The sequence below is a fragment of the Autumnicola patrickiae genome (assembly GCF_031846525.1).
In the GTDB taxonomy this organism is placed as follows: Bacteria; Bacteroidota; Bacteroidia; order Flavobacteriales; family Flavobacteriaceae; genus Autumnicola; species Autumnicola patrickiae.
In genome coordinates this window covers 96845-113634 of record NZ_JAVRHM010000016.1, presented here as the reverse complement: position 1 = coordinate 113634, position 16790 = coordinate 96845, and the positions used below count along the sequence as shown (strand labels likewise).

Annotated in this window: 15 protein-coding genes; 11 read left to right on the top strand and 4 right to left on the bottom strand. The window is 40.7% G+C overall.

Translation table 11 applies throughout. From position 1 onward, the window contains the following. Window positions 1-16: 16 nt before the first annotated feature. The gene (locus RM549_RS13920; RefSeq protein ID WP_311685869.1) at window positions 17-376 is read right to left on the bottom strand and encodes a toxin-antitoxin system YwqK family antitoxin; all 360 of its coding nucleotides are present in this window, start codon (window positions 374-376) and stop codon (window positions 17-19) included. A 231-nt stretch (window positions 377-607) separates the two neighbouring features. Between RM549_RS13920 and aspS the strand changes: the two genes are divergently transcribed. The 4 genes from aspS to RM549_RS13900 all read left to right on the top strand — a co-directional run bounded on the left by aspS (window position 608) and on the right by RM549_RS13900 (window position 4738). Next, window positions 608-2356 carry an aspartate--tRNA ligase gene (aspS, locus tag RM549_RS13915; protein WP_311685867.1) on the top strand — a complete coding sequence of 583 codons (1749 nt, stop codon included), beginning with the start codon at window positions 608-610 and terminating at the stop codon, window positions 2354-2356. Window positions 2357-2409: 53 nt separating this feature from the next. Beyond that, entirely contained in the window at window positions 2410-4200 is a 1791-nt protein-coding gene (locus RM549_RS13910) for a chloride channel protein (RefSeq protein WP_311685865.1), read from the top strand. Window positions 4201-4203: 3 nt separating this feature from the next. Next, window positions 4204-4443, top strand: a complete 240-nt coding sequence (locus RM549_RS13905; protein ID WP_311685863.1) for a hypothetical protein — start codon at window positions 4204-4206, stop codon at window positions 4441-4443. Between the two features lie 100 nt (window positions 4444-4543). Next, entirely contained in the window at window positions 4544-4738 is a 195-nt protein-coding gene (locus RM549_RS13900; RefSeq protein ID WP_311482759.1) for a cold-shock protein, read from the top strand. Between the two features lie 190 nt (window positions 4739-4928). Here the strand turns inward: RM549_RS13900 and RM549_RS13895 are convergent, their stop codons facing one another. Then, on the bottom strand, window positions 4929-5882 hold the full coding sequence (locus RM549_RS13895) for an NAD-dependent epimerase/dehydratase family protein (protein WP_311685861.1): 954 nt from the start codon (window positions 5880-5882) through the stop codon (window positions 4929-4931). 270 nt (window positions 5883-6152) lie between these two features. Between RM549_RS13895 and RM549_RS13890 the strand changes: the two genes are divergently transcribed. The 3 genes from RM549_RS13890 (at window position 6153) to RM549_RS13880 (ending at window position 9439) form a co-directional block, all read left to right on the top strand. Next, window positions 6153-6731, top strand: a complete 579-nt coding sequence (locus tag RM549_RS13890; RefSeq protein WP_311685858.1) for a hypothetical protein — start codon at window positions 6153-6155, stop codon at window positions 6729-6731. A 28-nt stretch (window positions 6732-6759) separates the two neighbouring features. Beyond that, entirely contained in the window at window positions 6760-7275 is a 516-nt protein-coding gene (locus tag RM549_RS13885; protein ID WP_311685856.1) for a nuclear transport factor 2 family protein, read from the top strand. Window positions 7276-7369: 94 nt separating this feature from the next. Then, window positions 7370-9439, top strand: coding sequence for a M13 family metallopeptidase (locus RM549_RS13880; RefSeq protein WP_311685854.1), 2070 nt, complete (start codon window positions 7370-7372; stop codon window positions 9437-9439). A gap of 385 nt (window positions 9440-9824) precedes the next feature. On the opposite strand, the gene RM549_RS13875 is transcribed toward RM549_RS13880, so the two are convergent. Both RM549_RS13875 and RM549_RS13870 read right to left on the bottom strand, forming a co-directional pair. Continuing rightward, window positions 9825-10184, bottom strand: coding sequence for a YraN family protein (locus tag RM549_RS13875; RefSeq protein WP_311685852.1), 360 nt, complete (start codon window positions 10182-10184; stop codon window positions 9825-9827). A gap of 54 nt (window positions 10185-10238) precedes the next feature. Then, on the bottom strand, window positions 10239-10820 hold the full coding sequence (locus RM549_RS13870; RefSeq protein ID WP_311685850.1) for a hypothetical protein: 582 nt from the start codon (window positions 10818-10820) through the stop codon (window positions 10239-10241). A gap of 165 nt (window positions 10821-10985) precedes the next feature. Here RM549_RS13870 and metG point away from each other — a divergent pair, with 165 nt between their 5' ends. The 4 genes from metG (at window position 10986) to RM549_RS13850 (ending at window position 16784) form a co-directional block, all read left to right on the top strand. After that, a complete protein-coding gene (metG, locus tag RM549_RS13865) occupies window positions 10986-13070 on the top strand; it encodes a methionine--tRNA ligase (RefSeq protein ID WP_311685848.1) in 2085 nt (694 codons plus the stop codon). Between the two features lie 187 nt (window positions 13071-13257). Continuing rightward, on the top strand, window positions 13258-13578 hold the full coding sequence (locus tag RM549_RS13860; protein ID WP_311685846.1) for a GIY-YIG nuclease family protein: 321 nt from the start codon (window positions 13258-13260) through the stop codon (window positions 13576-13578). A gap of 370 nt (window positions 13579-13948) precedes the next feature. Beyond that, entirely contained in the window at window positions 13949-14851 is a 903-nt protein-coding gene (locus RM549_RS13855) for a histone deacetylase family protein (RefSeq protein ID WP_311685844.1), read from the top strand. Between the two features lie 163 nt (window positions 14852-15014). Then, window positions 15015-16784 (top strand): glycoside hydrolase family 9 protein, encoded by a 1770-nt coding sequence (locus tag RM549_RS13850; protein WP_311685842.1) that lies wholly within the window; start codon window positions 15015-15017, stop codon window positions 16782-16784. Window positions 16785-16790 lie beyond the last annotated feature (6 nt).

Below are 16790 nucleotides of genomic sequence, written 5' to 3'. Positions count from 1 at the left end.
GAATCTTCTAAAACAACTAATCTCTACTTACAAGACCACTTTCACTTTTCCAGCTATTAACTGAAGAAATTCTGCTGTCTTTATAATCTACTTCTGTTAGATTATCTTCCGTCCAAAAAAACCATTTACCAGTTTTTTGACCCCTTTCGTATTGTCCGATCGTTGTCTTCTCACCTTCCTTGTTGTAAGAAACCCATTCTCCATGGAGTTCTCCGTCCTTGTACGTACCTTCCTGTCTAATATTTCCATCTTCATAATAAAACGTTCCTTTAATTAAATCTCCCTGTTGTTCAAAAACAGGCTCCTTCTCTTGTGCCATCACGGCACTGCTAACGACTAATGCGCCTATCAGCATCATTTGTTTTATCTTCTTCATCGCAGTTCTTTTTTAATGATTACTTTACAAATATAGCATATTATTTACAATTAAGCAATAATTACGTAACCTTAACTTAACATTGGAGATTCAATATATTTACAATGAGACATTTATATGATTTACATTTCCAGATATCTGCGGAAAAGCCTTTGACTTTTATATATTATTAATTACTTAAAAACGCCAATAACTTGTTACTTTTGCACCACTTTAAAATTTAAGGATATTATGTACAGAAGTCATACCTGCGGGGAAATAAGCTTAGCAAATAAAGGCCAGGAAGTTCAACTTTCAGGATGGGTCCAAAAAATAAGGAACAAAGGCTTTATGGTTTGGGTGGATCTAAGGGATCGCTATGGTATAACCCAATTGATTTTTGATGAAGAACGTTCTTCTAAAGAACTAATGGAAAAAGCAGGAAAACTGGGACGTGAATTCGTGATCCAGGTTACCGGGGAAGTAATTGAGCGGGAATCAAAAAATCCGAATATTCCAACCGGCGAAATAGAAATTCTAGTCTCCCAACTAAATATCCTGAATACTTCCCTTACCCCTCCTTTTACTATTGAAGAAGAAACAGACGGAGGTGAGGATTTAAGAATGAAATATCGTTATCTGGACATCCGTAGGAATCCGGTAAAAAATAAATTGGTATTCCGTCACAAAGTCGGGATGCAGGTAAGAAATTATCTTTCACAAGCTGGTTTTATTGAAGTTGAAACACCATACCTTATCAAGTCCACTCCTGAAGGGGCACGGGATTTTGTGGTGCCAAGCAGAATGAATGAAGGTCAGTTTTACGCACTTCCCCAATCTCCGCAGACTTTTAAGCAACTGCTTATGGTAGGCGGAATGGATAAATATTTTCAGATCGTAAAATGTTTCCGTGATGAAGATTTGAGAGCCGACAGGCAACCGGAATTCACACAAATCGATTGCGAAATGGCTTTTGTAGAACAGGAAGATATCCTGAATATTTTTGAAGGACTTACCCGGCACCTGCTCAAAGAAATAAATGGGGTCGATATTAGTGATTTTCCGAGAATGACTTATGCCGAAGCTATGGCAAAATACGGAAATGACAAACCTGATATCCGCTTTGGAATGGAATTCGCCGATCTTAATAAACTTGCAAAAAACAAAGGCTTCAATGTTTTTGACCAACAGGAACTTGTAGTAGGCATCGCTGTTCCCGGAGCTGCTTCTTACACCCGTAAAGAAATTGATAAACTTATTGAATGGGTAAAACGACCTCAGGTAGGTGCAAACGGACTTGTTTGGGTAAAATATAACGAGGACGGCAGCTTAAAATCTTCTGTAGATAAATTCTATTCTTCTGAAGATCTTCTTGGCTGGGCTCAACAAACAGGGGCAAAAGCTGGGGATCTTATCCTTGTAATGGCCGGCGACACAGATAAAACCAGAACGCAACTAAGTGCTTTAAGAATGCACCTTGGAAACGAGTTGGGTTTACGAAATCCTGATGAATTTGCTCCGCTGTGGGTTCTGGATTTTCCACTTTTAGAATGGGACGAAGAAACCCAGAGGTACAACGCGATGCACCATCCCTTTACTTCGCCTAAAAAAGAAGATATTCCGTTGTTGGAAACGAATCCCGGAGAAGTACGGGCAAATGCCTACGATCTTGTCCTTAACGGAAACGAAATTGGAGGTGGTTCCATAAGGATCCACGATAAAAAGACGCAGTCCAAAATGTTTGATTACCTTGGATTTACAGAGGAAGAAGCAAAAGAACAGTTTGGCTTTTTAATGGAAGCTTTTCAATACGGCGCTCCGCCCCATGGTGGAATAGCTTTTGGCTTCGACAGGCTTGTGGCTATTCTTGGCGGACAGGAAACCATTCGGGATTTTATTGCTTTCCCAAAGAACAATGCAGGTCGTGATGTTATGATTGATGCTCCCGCAAAACTGGACGAAGAGCAATTAAAAGAACTACATCTTAAGCTGAGGTTATAAGAGCTATCCTGGATTAAGCAGAATTTTTGTTCCTAATTTAAAACAGAATTTGCGTGGCAAAATCCGTTAAAAATTTGTTGCCGTGGTTTTTAAACTGGAAAACCAAAAATTTAACGCACCATCAGTTTTTGATGGTGCTTAGTTCTTTAATTGGATTTATCTCAGGGCTCATTGCTGTAACTATAAAAAACCTTACGCATTATATTCAGGCTTTACTGGAAGGAGAGCTCGTTATTAATTACCATAACGCTTTCTACTTCATCTTTCCCATTTTTGGTCTTGCGCTCACGCTTATAATTATCAAATTCTGGTTTAAAAAAGAAGTGGGAAATGGTATCCCCACTACCCTGCACGCTATTTCGAGAAAAAGTGGGATTATGCGCCGCTTTCAGACATATGCTTCTCTTATCACCGCTCCATTAACCGTGGGGTTTGGAGGTTCTGTTGGGCTGGAGGCTCCAACTGTGGTAACCGGAGCATCTATAAGCTCCAACATTTCCCGCATCTTTAAACTGAACCAGGCTTCCCGAACTTTGCTAATTGGCTGTGCCGCTGCCGGGGCAATGTCAGCTCTTTTTAAAGCTCCAATTGCCGCAATTATATTTGCTATAGAAATCTTTAGCCTGGATCTAACACTGGTTTCCATGATTCCCTTATTGCTGGCATCAGTTTCGGCTATTCTCACTACGTACTTCTTTACGGGCTCAGACATTATTTTGCACTCACAGCTTTCCGATGAATTTCAGATTTCCCAGGTTCCTTTTTATATTCTTCTGGGTGTTCTGGCTTCTTTATGTTCAATATATTTCACTAAAATTTATTTCAGGATTAATCATTTCTTCAGCAGGATAAAATCTCCTTTTTACAGGTTGCTCATTGGAGGAGCTGCTTTAGGAATATTAATATTTTTCATTCCGCCTCTTTATGGTGAAGGTTACGACGTAATCAACAATTTACTTCAGGAAAATTACATGTACGCCCTTCAGAATAATATATTCGGAAACCTGAATGATAGTATTTGGGTGGTCATTGCATTACTTGCAGGGCTGGTTGTCTTCAAAATTGTGGCGACTTCCCTTACACTTGGCGCGGGTGGTATTGGCGGAATTTTTGCTCCGGTGCTTTTTATGGGAAGTGCCATGGGCCATTGTTTTGCACTTATCATCAACAATTTAGGATTTCTAGCCAGACCATTATCTGTAAGTAACTTTACAATGGTGGGAATGGCAGGACTTATGGCGGGGATTATGCACGCACCACTAACAGCTATTTTCCTTATTGCCGAACTTACCAGCGGATACGAACTTTTTGTACCTCTTATGATCACGGCCGCAATTTCTTTTATGATCACTTCCCAATTTCAGCCACACTCTGTGTATACACTTGATCTTGCAAACCGCGGGGAATTAATTACCCACAATAAAGATCAAATGGTATTAACTTTGCTGAATATAAGAGGGGTTATTGAAACCAATTTTGTAACAGTGGATATTGAGGCGAGTTTAGGTGACGTTATCCATAACGGGGTAATAAAATCCTCCCGGAATCTTTTTCCGGTTGTGGACGAAAATGGTCATTTTATGGGCATCATCCTCCTGGACGACATTCGGCCGGTAATGTTTAATCAAAAACTCTATGACGAAATTACGGTAAGGGAGCTTATGCAGGTAGCGCCGGAAGTAATTGATATAAGCAAGGACAGGACGAAGGATATTATGAAAAAGTTCCAGGACAGTGATGCATGGAACCTTCCTGTAATTGAAAATGAAAAGTATATAGGATTTATCTCCAAGTCCAAACTTTTGACCGCCTACAGACAAAAATTAATTGAAGTAACAGTATAACATATGAACACGATTTTAAAGATTTTAGTAATAGCTATTCTTGTCGCCATTGGTGTAGGTTTTTACTACAAATCAGAAGGGAATGATCCTTTAGGAGACGCTGTAATTGGAGTTGCCGTCTTGGCAAGCGCCTTTATTTTAATGCCTATCTTCCTCTACGTGAGATGGAAAGGAAAAAAACTGGAAGACTACACGCTCTCTGAAAAGAACATGAAAAAGATGCGCGAGAACAACCGAAAATAGAAAGTTAAATCCTAATTTTTTCAAAATTCTCAGAAGATCTTGCCGCCATGTCAAATTTATTATACTAAGTTTGTACTTTAATAATATTTATTTTTTTATAATGGAAGGTACAGTAAAATTTTTCAATGAGTCCAAAGGTTATGGATTCATCACTAACGACGAAACCGGAAGAGACATCTTCGTTCACATTACAGGACTTGACGGCGAAACTCTTCAAGAGGGTGACAAAGTAGAGTACGAAGAAGTGGAAGGAAGAAAAGGAGTAAACGCAAGCAATGTGCGCGTTATAGAATAACATATTTTCTATTGAAGACTTCAAAAAGCCGCTCTAGCGGCTTTTTTTAGTTTTATATCTCTGCAATTTCCGGAGGATCATATTTAAGAGGTGCCTTAAAATGTCAATTATCGACCTGCTGAAGTTTTCCGGTCCAAAACGAAACAAAATAGTCTCTCTCCCGCCTCCACTTTAAAATTCTAAATCAATATTACTTCTGGAGCTGTGCTTTCATGCCTTTCAGCATTTCTGTGGTAAGAGCTTCAATGTCAAAATTATGGTTCCAGCCCCAATCCCGGCGCGCCTGGGAATCATCTATGCTGGATGGCCAGGAATCTGCTATCCGCTGCCTGAAATCAGGTTTATATTGAATAGTAAATTCCGATAATTGCTTTTTAATTTCTTCAGCAAGTTCTTTGGGCGTAAAACTCATAGCCGAAAGATTATAGGCAGACCTGATTTTTATTTTTTCTGAAGGGGCTTCCATAATGTCAATTGTCGCTTTTATGGCATCTTCCATATACATCATGGGAAGCGACGTGTTCTCTGAAAGAAAAGAAGTGTATTCGCCCTTTCTCACTGCTTCATGAAAAATCTCAATTGCATAATCTGTCGTGCCGCCGCCGGGAAGTGTTCTGTAACTAATAATCCCTGGATAACGGATGCTTCTCACGTCTACACCATAAATCCTGTGAAAATATTCGCACCAGCGCTCCCCTGTTTGTTTACTAATCCCATAAACTGTTGAAGGTTCCATAATGGTATTTTGCGGCGTTCCGTTCTTTGGTGTTGTAGGCCCAAATACGGCAATACTTGATGGCCAGAAAACTTTCTCGATCTTTTTATCCTTTGCCAGGTTCAGCACATTAAAAAGAGAATCCATGTTTAAATGCCAGGCTTTCATTGGTGCTTTTTCGGCAGTGGCACTAAGCATGGCCGCCATAAGGTAGACCTCAGAAATGTCATATTTCTCCACTATCTGGCCAATTTGTTCAGCATTGGTGGCATCGGCAACTTCAAAAGGACCGGAATTCATCAAATCTGACTTACCTTCTCTTATATCGCTGGCGATTATCTGCTCATTTCCGTGGATTTCCCTCAGTTTCAGGCTTAATTCGGTGCCTATTTGTCCGCTGGCGCCTATAATCAAGATTTTTCCGGCCATAGATTTCATTTTTTTGCAAATATATCCATTATCACAGAGATTTCTGCAATGAAAAACCTTAAAGCTATCCTATTTTTGAAGTTCTTCTAATCTGTTGAATGATAAATTCTTCAGCTGAAATTCCATGCTTTATTTTCTTCCGAAGAAAAAAGCGATGCTCTTAAAATGGCAATTATCGACCTTCTGTTTTGTTTCCCGCGGAATTAGCCTAAATTTATATCCGGAATTATCACGAAAGGATCTTTTCCAAAAATGCAGTCAAAAGTTTACATGAAGAAAATAGCCTTTATTTTAGGTTTGTTATGCCTGGTGTCCTGCAAAGACAAGCAGGTAGAGGATACTGCCACAACGGAGGTAGACACCACAGAATTTGGAAGGCAGATAGAGGTCACCAACGAGCAGGTACTGCTTTTGCCGGAAGCCCGCGAGTATGCCGCGCAGTGGATAGAATATATTACTGCACAAAATGAAATTGAAAATTTTAAAAATGCCACGCTTCGCGAAGTGATGGATAATGCTGCTCCCCTGGCAGAAATTATGGCATCTTTACAAAATTCGGTGCCAGATTCTTTACGATCTACAGCCGTGGAATCACGATTAAATGTGCTCACTACAAAATCTTTATTGCTGAATCACGCAGCTTCCAAAAGAAAGCCTGATCCTGAGGAAATTGAAGAGATTGCAGAAGAAATCCCTTCAGAATTTAATTATCTGAAGATCCAGATGAACGAAAATTTCCTGAAAACGCTTCAGGATTTTGAAGATGAACTGGATTTGCCGCAGGAGGAAGAGGAAGAGGAAAATGATTCAGTTTCTATACGCAGTCGCCGGATATTAAACGATTCTTAGACCTTCAGTTTCTCAATTTTAATTCCCTATGAAGAAGCTTTTAGCATTTCTGTTTCTCATTATTACCAGCTGCAATTGTTATGCTCAAACTGCTTCTAATGCTGAAGTTTCTGCAAAAAAGCAGGCAGAACAGACCCTTGACTTTTGGCACCAGGCTGCTGCAAACGCAAATTTTGAAGCTTACTTTAGTTTAATGACAAAAGATGCTGTTTTTATTGGTACAGATGCTTCTGAAAACTGGCAAAATAAAGACTTCAGGGAATATGCAAAACCATATTTCGATAATGGGAAAGCCTGGAGTTTTAAAACGCTGGAAAGAAATATTTACTTTGGGAAAAACGGAGATTATGCCTGGTTTGACGAACTGCTGGACACGCAAATGGGAATTTGCCGCGGGTCGGGAGTTTTAGTTAAAAAGGACGAAAACTGGAAAATTAAGCATTACGTTCTTTCTATTACCATCCCCAATGAAAATGTAGATGAAGTTATTGCGATAAAGAAGGAAACAGATCAAGAACTGCAATCCCAACTTCAGAAGAATTAGGGTTCTTTGGCATCAATTCTGCATAAATTATTCACGCTGAAGATATTTACCTTTTTATTACTTTAGCTCAAAATTTTTAAATTTTAGAAACCACATGAATACACTTAAAAATGTTTTACTATTTTCTGTTCTTGGCTCGGCCGTACTTACCGGTTGCAAGAATGAGGATAGAACGGCGCAAGCCGAAGAAGAAGTCCGTGGGATTAACCTCGCCTATATGGACACTACCACAAATCCAAAGGAAGACTTTTTTAGATACGTAAACGGAAGATGGCTTGATTCCACTGAAATTCCGGAAGACAGAACCTCATGGGGAAGTTTTTATGAGCTTCGCCAAAGAACCGATGACGATGCGCTTAATATTCTTGAAGCAGCTTCTTCCAGCGATACTTTAAATCCTGACGGTGACCAGGCGAAAGCGGTTTACCTTTACAAAAGTATTATGGACACCGTTTCCAGAAACGAAATGGGTATTGAGCCTATAAAGCCATACCTGGCCAAAATCGATTCTATTAATAATAAGGAAGATTTACAGCAATTCCTTGTAGATATGAGTGAATACGGCAGTGCCGGTTTTTTCTCTTTCTACGTTGGAGCAGATAGAAAAGACAGTAACATGAACACGGCTTATCTTAATCCTTCAGGATTAGGGCTGCCTGACAGGGATTACTATGTTGCAGACGATTCAGATTCTCAGGAGAAGAGAGAAAAGTACAAGGAATATATTGCAGAAATGCTTCAGTATTTAGATTATTCTGAAGAGGAAGCCACTGCAGAAGCAGAAACTATTCTTGCTTTTGAAACCAGCCTTGCACAACCTCAGCTTGACAAAGTTGAACGTCGTGATGCCAGAAAAACGTACAATCCAATGACGGTAAATGAACTTCAGAATACTGTTCCTGGAATGCAGTGGGAATCTTTTTTTGAAGGAATTGGCGCTAAAGACCTGGACACAATTATTATTACCCAGCCAGAATACATGAAGTCTCTTCAGAACATCATTGCCCAGAATTCTGTTGAAGACTGGAAAGCATATTTAAAATGGAACCTTTTTAACGATGCTGCTTCTACTTTAACAACAGAACTTGAGCATGAAAACTGGGAGTTTTATGACAAAACTTTGCAGGGAGCACAGGAACAGCGACCACGTAACGAAAGAGCGCTAAGTACAGTTAATGGTACTGTTGGAGAAGCTTTAGGAAGGCTTTACGTAGAACAACATTTCCCGGCAGAAGCTAAGGAAAAAGCCCAGGAAATGATTGGAAATATCATTAAAGCCTACGAAAACAGGATTAATGAACTTCCATGGATGAGTGAAGACACCAAGAAAAAAGCTTTGGAAAAACTGGAGAGTTTTACTGTAAAAGTTGGATATCCTGATGAGTGGGAAGATTACAGCGCACTTGAAATTAAGAGTCCTGAAGAAGGAGGTTCTTATTTCCAGAACCTGATGAATGCCCAAAGATGGAGAGTTGAAGAAAACCTTGCAGAACTTGGACAGCCTGTTGACAAGAGTGAGTGGTATATGCCACCTCAAACCGTGAATGCTTATTACAACCCAAGTTATAACGAGATCGTATTCCCGGCTGCCATTTTACAGCCACCGTTTTACGATTACAAAGCTGATGCTGCGGTAAATTACGGCGGAATCGGAGCTGTTATAGGTCACGAAATTTCTCACGGATTTGACGATAGCGGTTCCCGTTTTGATGCTGAAGGAAACCTGAACAACTGGTGGACAGATGAAGATCTTAAGCAATTTGAAGAACTTGGAAGCGATCTTGCAGATCAATACAGCGCAATTGAAGTTCTGGACAGTGTTTACATTAATGGTCAATTTACTTTAGGTGAAAACATCGGAGATTTAGGCGGAGTAAATGCTGCATACGACGGACTACAGATTCATCTTGAAGAGCATGGAAATCCTGGTGAGATTGATGGATTTAGTCCGGAGCAACGTTTCTTTATGTCCTGGGCAACCGTATGGCGTACAAAAATGCGTGACGAAGCTTTAAGAAACAGGATTAAAACAGATCCTCACTCACCGGGAATGTACCGTGCGTATGTTCCGTTGCAAAATATCGATGCTTTCTATGAAGCTTTTGATATTGCAGAAGGAGATAAAATGTACATCAAACCTGAAAACCGGGTGAAGATCTGGTAATATTCAGTAGACTTATAAATAACGAGAGCCGGAAAATTTTCCGGCTCTTTTTCTTTTTAGGTGTTATTGGCCGGGAAAAGATAAAGACCGCTTCGCTGAAAGAAACAAGAATTAAGACTTCAAAACTTTTGATAGGCCTTTTTCCTATTTGAAAAAATAGTTGTGTTCTTCAACATATATATTTTTACAATTAACTGGTTATGGGAACCAATGTCACATCGAGCGAAGTCGAGATGCTTTTAACTTTGGATCTTCCCTTCGACAGGCTCAGGGGGACTGTAACTTCAATTAATTTTTTAGCGTTTTTCGATCGTCAATCACAGAGTCAGGCTGAGCCTGTCGAAGCCCACTACACCAGACTTACCTTCCAATAATATTACTTTCTTCAGAAGTGATAAAAAGCATCTTTTAAATGTTCAATTTTAGTTCCTGCCTGGTTCTTAATGATTGCAATAACATCAAAACGGACTTCCAGATCCAGTTCCTGCTCTTCAGCAAAATAATTCACGGCTTTCAGTAATTGCTGAATTTGTTTCTTCTTGATAAATTCCTGGGGATCACCAAAGTCTGGCGTGCTTCGGGTTTTTACTTCCACTGCAATAAGTGAATTGCTCTTTCTGGCAATAATGTCGACTTCAGCTTTCTGGTAAACAAAATTCCTGGCGACAATAGTATATCCGTTCTTCTGCAGAAATTCGGCAGCCATCTCCTCCCCTTTTTTCCCGAGCAAATTATGTTTTGCCATAGCACTTAAATAAAAAACCTGACAAATTTAATTTAAAGCCTGATTTCAAGCAAGTTAAATCTTTCTAGATTTCTTCAGGACAATAGCCTGCACCTTTAAATTCATATTCTTGATCTCCTGTGGTGATGCTTTTACTACATGATCTCCGTAAAATTTATCTGCAGGTTCATTTTCGGCACCCAGGAACACACGTAGATCAGAATCTTCCAATTTACCGCCATTCCAGACAACTGCGCCGCTGTAATCCCAGCCAAAGCCATAGAAGGAAATCGGAACTTCATTAATCCTGTTTAGATCTTCATAGGTGCTACCAATTTTTATACCCGAGGCAGAATGCCATTTCCCCTCTTCAGTAAAACGAATATCAAAAATTTGCTGATCAGAATTCCACGTGATATGCATTTCATCTTTAGTCCCGGGATAAAGAATTGCGTAAGAACGTTCTACTGTTCCTTCATCATATAAATTAGTTCCTTCTTCTATATTAGCATCGGGATAACGTTCTTTTACCTCCTTCAGGTCATAATCCATAAGATTTTCTGCCACAAATTTGTCTGGTGTATCTGTAGTTGCTTTTTTTGTGCTGTTACAGGAATAAAGACCAACAAAGGCCATTATAAAAAGTAATTTTTTCATGTTATAAGTTTTGCTTCCGCAGTATATAGTGCGAAAATTGCCATTTTTATAGGGTGGCATAAATGTAAAAACTATTCCTTCAGAAGAATGGTCTTTTACAAGAATTTAACTCGTAATATACAGCAGTTGCTTACCTTTACAAGCTCAAAAAAAGATTAGGAATAAATGAACAACTCTCCACAGAGATATACGATCACCGCCGCTTTGCCATACACCAACGGTCCAATTCATATTGGCCATCTTGCAGGTGTTTATGTTCCCGCCGATATTTATGCACGTTACCTTAGAATGCACGGCCAGGACGTGGCTTTTGTATGCGGAAGTGATGAGCACGGGGTGCCAATTACCATAAAAGCGAAAAAAGAAGGGGTCACTCCGCAGGATATTGTGGATAAATATGACGCTATTATCAAGAAATCCTTTAAGGATTTTGGGGTTTCCTTTGATAATTATTCGCGTACCTCTGCAGATATCCACCACGATACTGCTTCAGATTTCTTTAAATCCATGTACGAAAATGGCAAATTTATCGAGGAGACCACAAAGCAGCTTTATGATGAAAAAGCAGGACAATTTCTTGCAGATCGATTTGTAACCGGAACCTGCCCCAAATGTGGAAATGAAGAAGCTTACGGTGACCAGTGTGAGAGCTGCGGAACGTCGCTTAACGCGACAGATTTAATTAATCCGAAATCTGCGATTACAGGAGCTACGCCTACGCTTAAAGAGACCAGGCACTGGTTTTTACCTTTGGATCAATATGAAGACTGGCTGAAAGAGTGGATTCTGGAAGGACATAAAGCCGACTGGAAGACGAATGTCTACGGACAGGTAAAGTCGTGGATTGATGATGGCCTAAGGGCCCGCGCTGTAACCCGTGATCTTGATTGGGGAATTCCTGTGCCTGTGGAAGGTGCTGAAGGAAAGGTGCTTTATGTATGGTTTGACGCCCCAATCGGTTATATTTCTTCTACCAAAGAATGGGCAGCGCGTGAAGGCAAAGACTGGGAGCTTTACTGGAAAGATGAGAACACGAAACTTGTCCATTTTATAGGAAAAGACAACATCGTTTTTCATTGTATTATTTTCCCGACGATGCTGAAGGCGCACGGAGACTATATTCTCCCCGATAATGTTCCGGCAAACGAATTTCTGAACCTGGAAGGCAAAAAACTTTCCACCTCTAAGAACTGGGCGGTCTGGCTGCACGAGTATCTTGAAGATTTTCCGAATCAGCAGGATGTGTTGCGCTATGCTCTAACCGCAAACGCACCTGAAACGAAGGATAACGATTTTACCTGGAAGGATTTTCAGGCAAGGAACAACAACGAATTAGTTGCCGTATTTGGTAATTTTATAAATCGTGTAGTGGTTCTTACCAATAAATATTACGACGGAATTGTTCCTGAACCAAATGAATATTCTGAAGTTGATGAAGCCACAGTTGCTGAATTAAAAGCATATCCAGCAGTGATCGCCAGCTCGATTGAAAAATACCGATTCCGTGAAGCTCAGGGGGAATTGATGAACCTTGCACGCTTAGGAAATAAATATCTAGCCGATGAAGAGCCGTGGAAACTGATCAAGACTGATGAAGACCGGGTGAAAACAGTAATGTACGTGGCATTGCAAATAGCTTCTGCCCTTGCAACTTTGAGCGAACCATTTTTACCTTTTACGTCCACTAAACTAAAAGGAATCCTGAAGATAACAGATGCCGTAGAGCACCAGGGCGAGGAAGAAGCGCAGTGGGATAAAATCGCCACAAAAAAATCTTTACTTCCGGCAGGACACCAAATTGGAAAAGCGGAATTGCTCTTCAGCAAAATAGAAGATTCAGAAATTGAAAAACAACTGGAAAAACTGGAAGCTACAAAAACTGCCAACGCAGCCGAAAATCAGAAAGTGGAGCCGCAGAAGGAAATTGCGAATTTCGACGATTTCACAAAAATGGACTTGAGAGTCGGAACAATTATCGAAGCTCATAAAATGCCGAAGACCAAAAAATTACTGGTTTTAAAAGTCGATACGGGACTTGACAAAAGAACGGTAGTTTCGGGTATTTCAGAGCATTTTAATCCTGAAGATATTATCGGCAAGAAAGTAACTGTCCTTGCCAATCTCGCTCCCAGAAAGTTACGCGGAGTAGAAAGCGAAGGCATGATCCTAATGACTGAAAACGCTGAGGGGAAACTGGTTTTTGTAAATCCTGATGAAGATGGCGTTGAGAATGGAACGACGATAAATTAGTAATACAAGTCTAAAGGAGCGAAGTCGAGGGGTTGGTTACAAGCAGGATCTAGGTACTAACGCCGTTCTCGACTTCGCTCGAACTGACACCCTGATGAGGATAGAAAACGAAGAAAATCAAACTGAAAACGATTGTCCCCCCGAGCGGAGTCGAGGGGTCTGTTGAAAGCAATAAACACTCTTTATTATGAAATTGTACTATGTCTACATCGTAGAGTGTAACGATAAACTGCTTTACACAGGAATAACCAACAACATTTCGCGCAGACTGGCAGAACATAATTCTGATAAAAATGAAAATAGTTTTACCTACAGCAGAAGACCGGTTGAACTTATTTTCCATCAAGAATTTAACGATGCAAATCAGGCAATTTATTTCGAGAAAAAGATAAAAAAATGGAGTGCTCAAAAGAAAAAAGCACTTGCAAATGGTGATTATGGTCTATTACAAATTCTCGCCGAATGCAGGAATGCTACTCACTACAAAAATAAAGCCGGGAAAGAATAGTTCTCGACTCCGCTCGAACTGACACTTTAGAGGCGAAAGAAAAAAGAAAGATCAGTTTAAATACAAATGTCTCCCCGAGCGAAGTCGAGGGGTTCGTTAGAAGTAGGAAACTTTCTTAGGTACTAACACCGTTCTCGACTTCGCTCGAACTGACACCCCGAGTACAATAGTAAAACGTAAAAAAAGCAGCCTGAAAATAAATGTCTCCCCGAGCGAAGTCGAGGGGTTCGTTAGAAGTACGAAACTTTCTTAGGTACTAATCCGTTCTCGACTTCGCTTGAACTGACAAAAGGGGAGAGCCACGAACTAACAAAAACCAAAAAAACATTCTTAGCTTTGCGTTCCTGAATCAGATTTCAATTACTTATAAATGCTCAAAATCGCTTACCATTCCATCTATAAACACCCTTTGCCTGAAGGTCACCGGTTTCCGATGGAGAAATATGAGCTTTTGCCACAGCAGTTGCTACTGGAAGGGACCTGCAGCGAAGAAAATTTTTTTGAACCTGAAATTCCGGAGGATGAGCATATTCTTACTGTGCATGATTCGGATTATTATTACCGGCTGAAAAATCAGGAGTTGAGTGCGCGGGAGGTTAGGAAGACAGGATTTCCGCTTTCAAAAGCGCTTTACGAAAGGGAAATTATTATAGCCGACGGCACGATGAAGTGTTGTCATTTTTCACTGGAACACGGAATTTCTTTCAACATTGCCGGTGGCACGCACCATGCGTATTCAGATCGTGGCGAGGCTTTTTGTCTTTTAAATGATCAGGCGATTGCGGCACGTTATCTTCAGAATAAAAAATTAGCGGAAAAGATTCTAGTCGTAGACCTGGACGTTCACCAGGGAAACGGTACTGCTGAAATTTTTCAAAATGACCATTCAGTTTTTACTTTTTCGATGCGCGGAAAAGGCAATTATCCGTTTAAAAAAGAGAAATCAGATCTTGATATTGAAGTTCCGGACGGTTCGGGAGACCAGGAATATCTTCAGCTTTTAAAAGAAACACTTCCGGAGCTAATCGAAAATGAAAATCCGGACTTTATCTTTTACCTCAGCGGTGTAGACATATTGGAAACGGACAAACTCGGCAGGCTATCCTGCAGCGTCGCGGGTTGTAAGGAACGTGACCGATTCGTGCTTCAGCTGTGCAACGAACTTTCTATTCCCGTACAATGCAGCATGGGCGGCGGATATTCGCCCGACATTAAGACTATTATCGATGCTCACGCCAACACCTACAGGCTGGCGCAACAAATCTATTTTTAGCTGAATTTTATCTTTAAAGAGACCTATCTAAAACCCCAAATCAACCTTGAATTTGTTGAAATTATGAAAGAAAACAATAACTGACGCAGAAAATTGCTTCAGGAACATTAAGCTAAGCATGGATATTTCAATTTATACCTATATTTAAGCCTAAAACACACTTATGAGGCCTTCAACTATATTTCTGATTCCATTTTTATGCTTTTTTCTGAATTTTTCAGCTGTTGCCCAAATAAATGACGAAAATTCAGGTTCAGAGAAGATCCGAATCAATCAAATTGGATTTTATAACGAAGGTCCTAAAATGGCAATTATCGTCACTTCAGATGCTACCGACTTCTCTATTCTTACGGCAGATGATAAAAAAGAAGTTTTTTCAGGAAAACTCAGTGATGCTAAGGAATGGCCACATAGCAAAGAAATAGTAAAACAAGCAGATTTTTCTTCCGTAGAAAAGTCGGGGGAATATATTTTGCACGTTTCGGGAACTGGCAGCAGTCATCCTTTTGAAATAGGTGAAAATGTGCATTTTGAGCCGGCAAAGGCAAGTATGAAAGCGTTTTATTTTCAGAGAGCTTCCACAGATTTACCCGCAGAATACGCCGGAAAATGGGCAAGGGAAGCTGGCCATCCCGACGATCAGGTTAAAGTTCACAATTCGGCGGCCACAGAAAATCGTCCGGCGGGATCTACAATTTCCAGCCCCGGAGGCTGGTATGATGCAGGCGATTACGGAAAGTATATCGTAAACAGCGGAATCACCATGGGAACGCTGTTTTCACTATATGAAGATTTTCCGGAATACCTCGACACCCTGAATCTCAATATTCCCGAAAGCAATAACAATATTCCCGATTTTCTTGATGAAACATTGTACAACCTAAAATGGATGATGACAATGCAGGATGATGACGGCGGAGTTTATCATAAACTCACCAGTGCAAACTTTCATGGTGCAGTCGCGCCCCAAGATGCCACTTTGCAGCGTTGGGTAGTGCAAAAAGCAACAGGGGCCACCTTAGATTTTGCAGCGGTAACTGCGCAGGCGGCAAGAATATTTGAGGACTATAAATATGAACTACCGGGATTATCAGATTCGCTGCTGGTGATGAGTGAAAAAGCCTATCGCTGGGCGAAAGAAAATCCGGAAGTATTTTACCGCCAGAGAGAATTACAAGATCCTGAAATAAGCACCGGCGCCTACGGAGACCACAGTTTTAAAGATGAACTCCAATGGGCGGCGACAGAGCTTTTTATCACCACCGGAAAAGAAAACTACTACAAAGACGCCGACCTGGAAAGCTCTCTGGAATCTGACTTTGGGATTCCTGCATGGCCAAATGTAAATACCCTTGCCCTCTACTCCCTTGCGAGGCATAGCGATAAATATCAGGATAGTGAGCTTGTAGATATAGACGCAATAACGAATCAGCTTAAGAAAATGGCCGATGATCTGGTTCAATCTTCAGAAAATTCAGCTTATGCGATTCCGATGGGAACCGATGAGTCAGATTTTGTCTGGGGAAGCAATTCAACAGCAGGAAATCAGGGAATACTTCTTTTAAACGTGTATAAAATGACAGGCGACGAGAAATATCTCAACGCTGCAAATGATAATCTGGATTACCTGCTGGGAAGGAATGCCACGGGCTTTTCCTTTTTAACGGGTTTTGGCGAGAAAGCTACAAGAGATCCGCACCACAGGCCTTCTGAAGCTGACGATAACGAAGATCCCGTTCCGGGGCTCCTGGCCGGAGGACCAAACCCCGGGCAACAGGATATAGCCGGTTGCGGAGATAAATATACAGCTGCGCATAAACATCCGGCGACTTCGTATATCGATGACCGCTGCAGTTATGCGAGTAATGAGATCGCGATTAACTGGAATGCACCCTTTGTGTATCTCTCCAATGCGATAGAGGCAATGAGGTAGTCGCAG

Coding starts and splice junctions, on each gene's coding strand:
- RM549_RS13920 (WP_311685869.1), bottom strand. CDS start 376: ATGAAGAAGATAAAACAAATGATGCTGATAGGCGCATTAGTCGTTAGC.
- aspS (WP_311685867.1), top strand. CDS start 608: ATGTACAGAAGTCATACCTGCGGGGAAATAAGCTTAGCAAATAAAGGC.
- RM549_RS13905 (WP_311685863.1), top strand. CDS start 4,204: ATGAACACGATTTTAAAGATTTTAGTAATAGCTATTCTTGTCGCCATT.
- RM549_RS13900 (WP_311482759.1), top strand. CDS start 4,544: ATGGAAGGTACAGTAAAATTTTTCAATGAGTCCAAAGGTTATGGATTC.
- RM549_RS13895 (WP_311685861.1), bottom strand. CDS start 5,882: ATGGCCGGAAAAATCTTGATTATAGGCGCCAGCGGACAAATAGGCACC.
- RM549_RS13890 (WP_311685858.1), top strand. CDS start 6,153: ATGAAGAAAATAGCCTTTATTTTAGGTTTGTTATGCCTGGTGTCCTGC.
- RM549_RS13885 (WP_311685856.1), top strand. CDS start 6,760: ATGAAGAAGCTTTTAGCATTTCTGTTTCTCATTATTACCAGCTGCAAT.
- RM549_RS13880 (WP_311685854.1), top strand. CDS start 7,370: ATGAATACACTTAAAAATGTTTTACTATTTTCTGTTCTTGGCTCGGCC.
- RM549_RS13875 (WP_311685852.1), bottom strand. CDS start 10,184: ATGGCAAAACATAATTTGCTCGGGAAAAAAGGGGAGGAGATGGCTGCC.
- RM549_RS13870 (WP_311685850.1), bottom strand. CDS start 10,820: ATGAAAAAATTACTTTTTATAATGGCCTTTGTTGGTCTTTATTCCTGT.
- metG (WP_311685848.1), top strand. CDS start 10,986: ATGAACAACTCTCCACAGAGATATACGATCACCGCCGCTTTGCCATAC.
- RM549_RS13860 (WP_311685846.1), top strand. CDS start 13,258: ATGAAATTGTACTATGTCTACATCGTAGAGTGTAACGATAAACTGCTT.
- RM549_RS13855 (WP_311685844.1), top strand. CDS start 13,949: ATGCTCAAAATCGCTTACCATTCCATCTATAAACACCCTTTGCCTGAA.
- RM549_RS13850 (WP_311685842.1), top strand. CDS start 15,015: ATGAGGCCTTCAACTATATTTCTGATTCCATTTTTATGCTTTTTTCTG.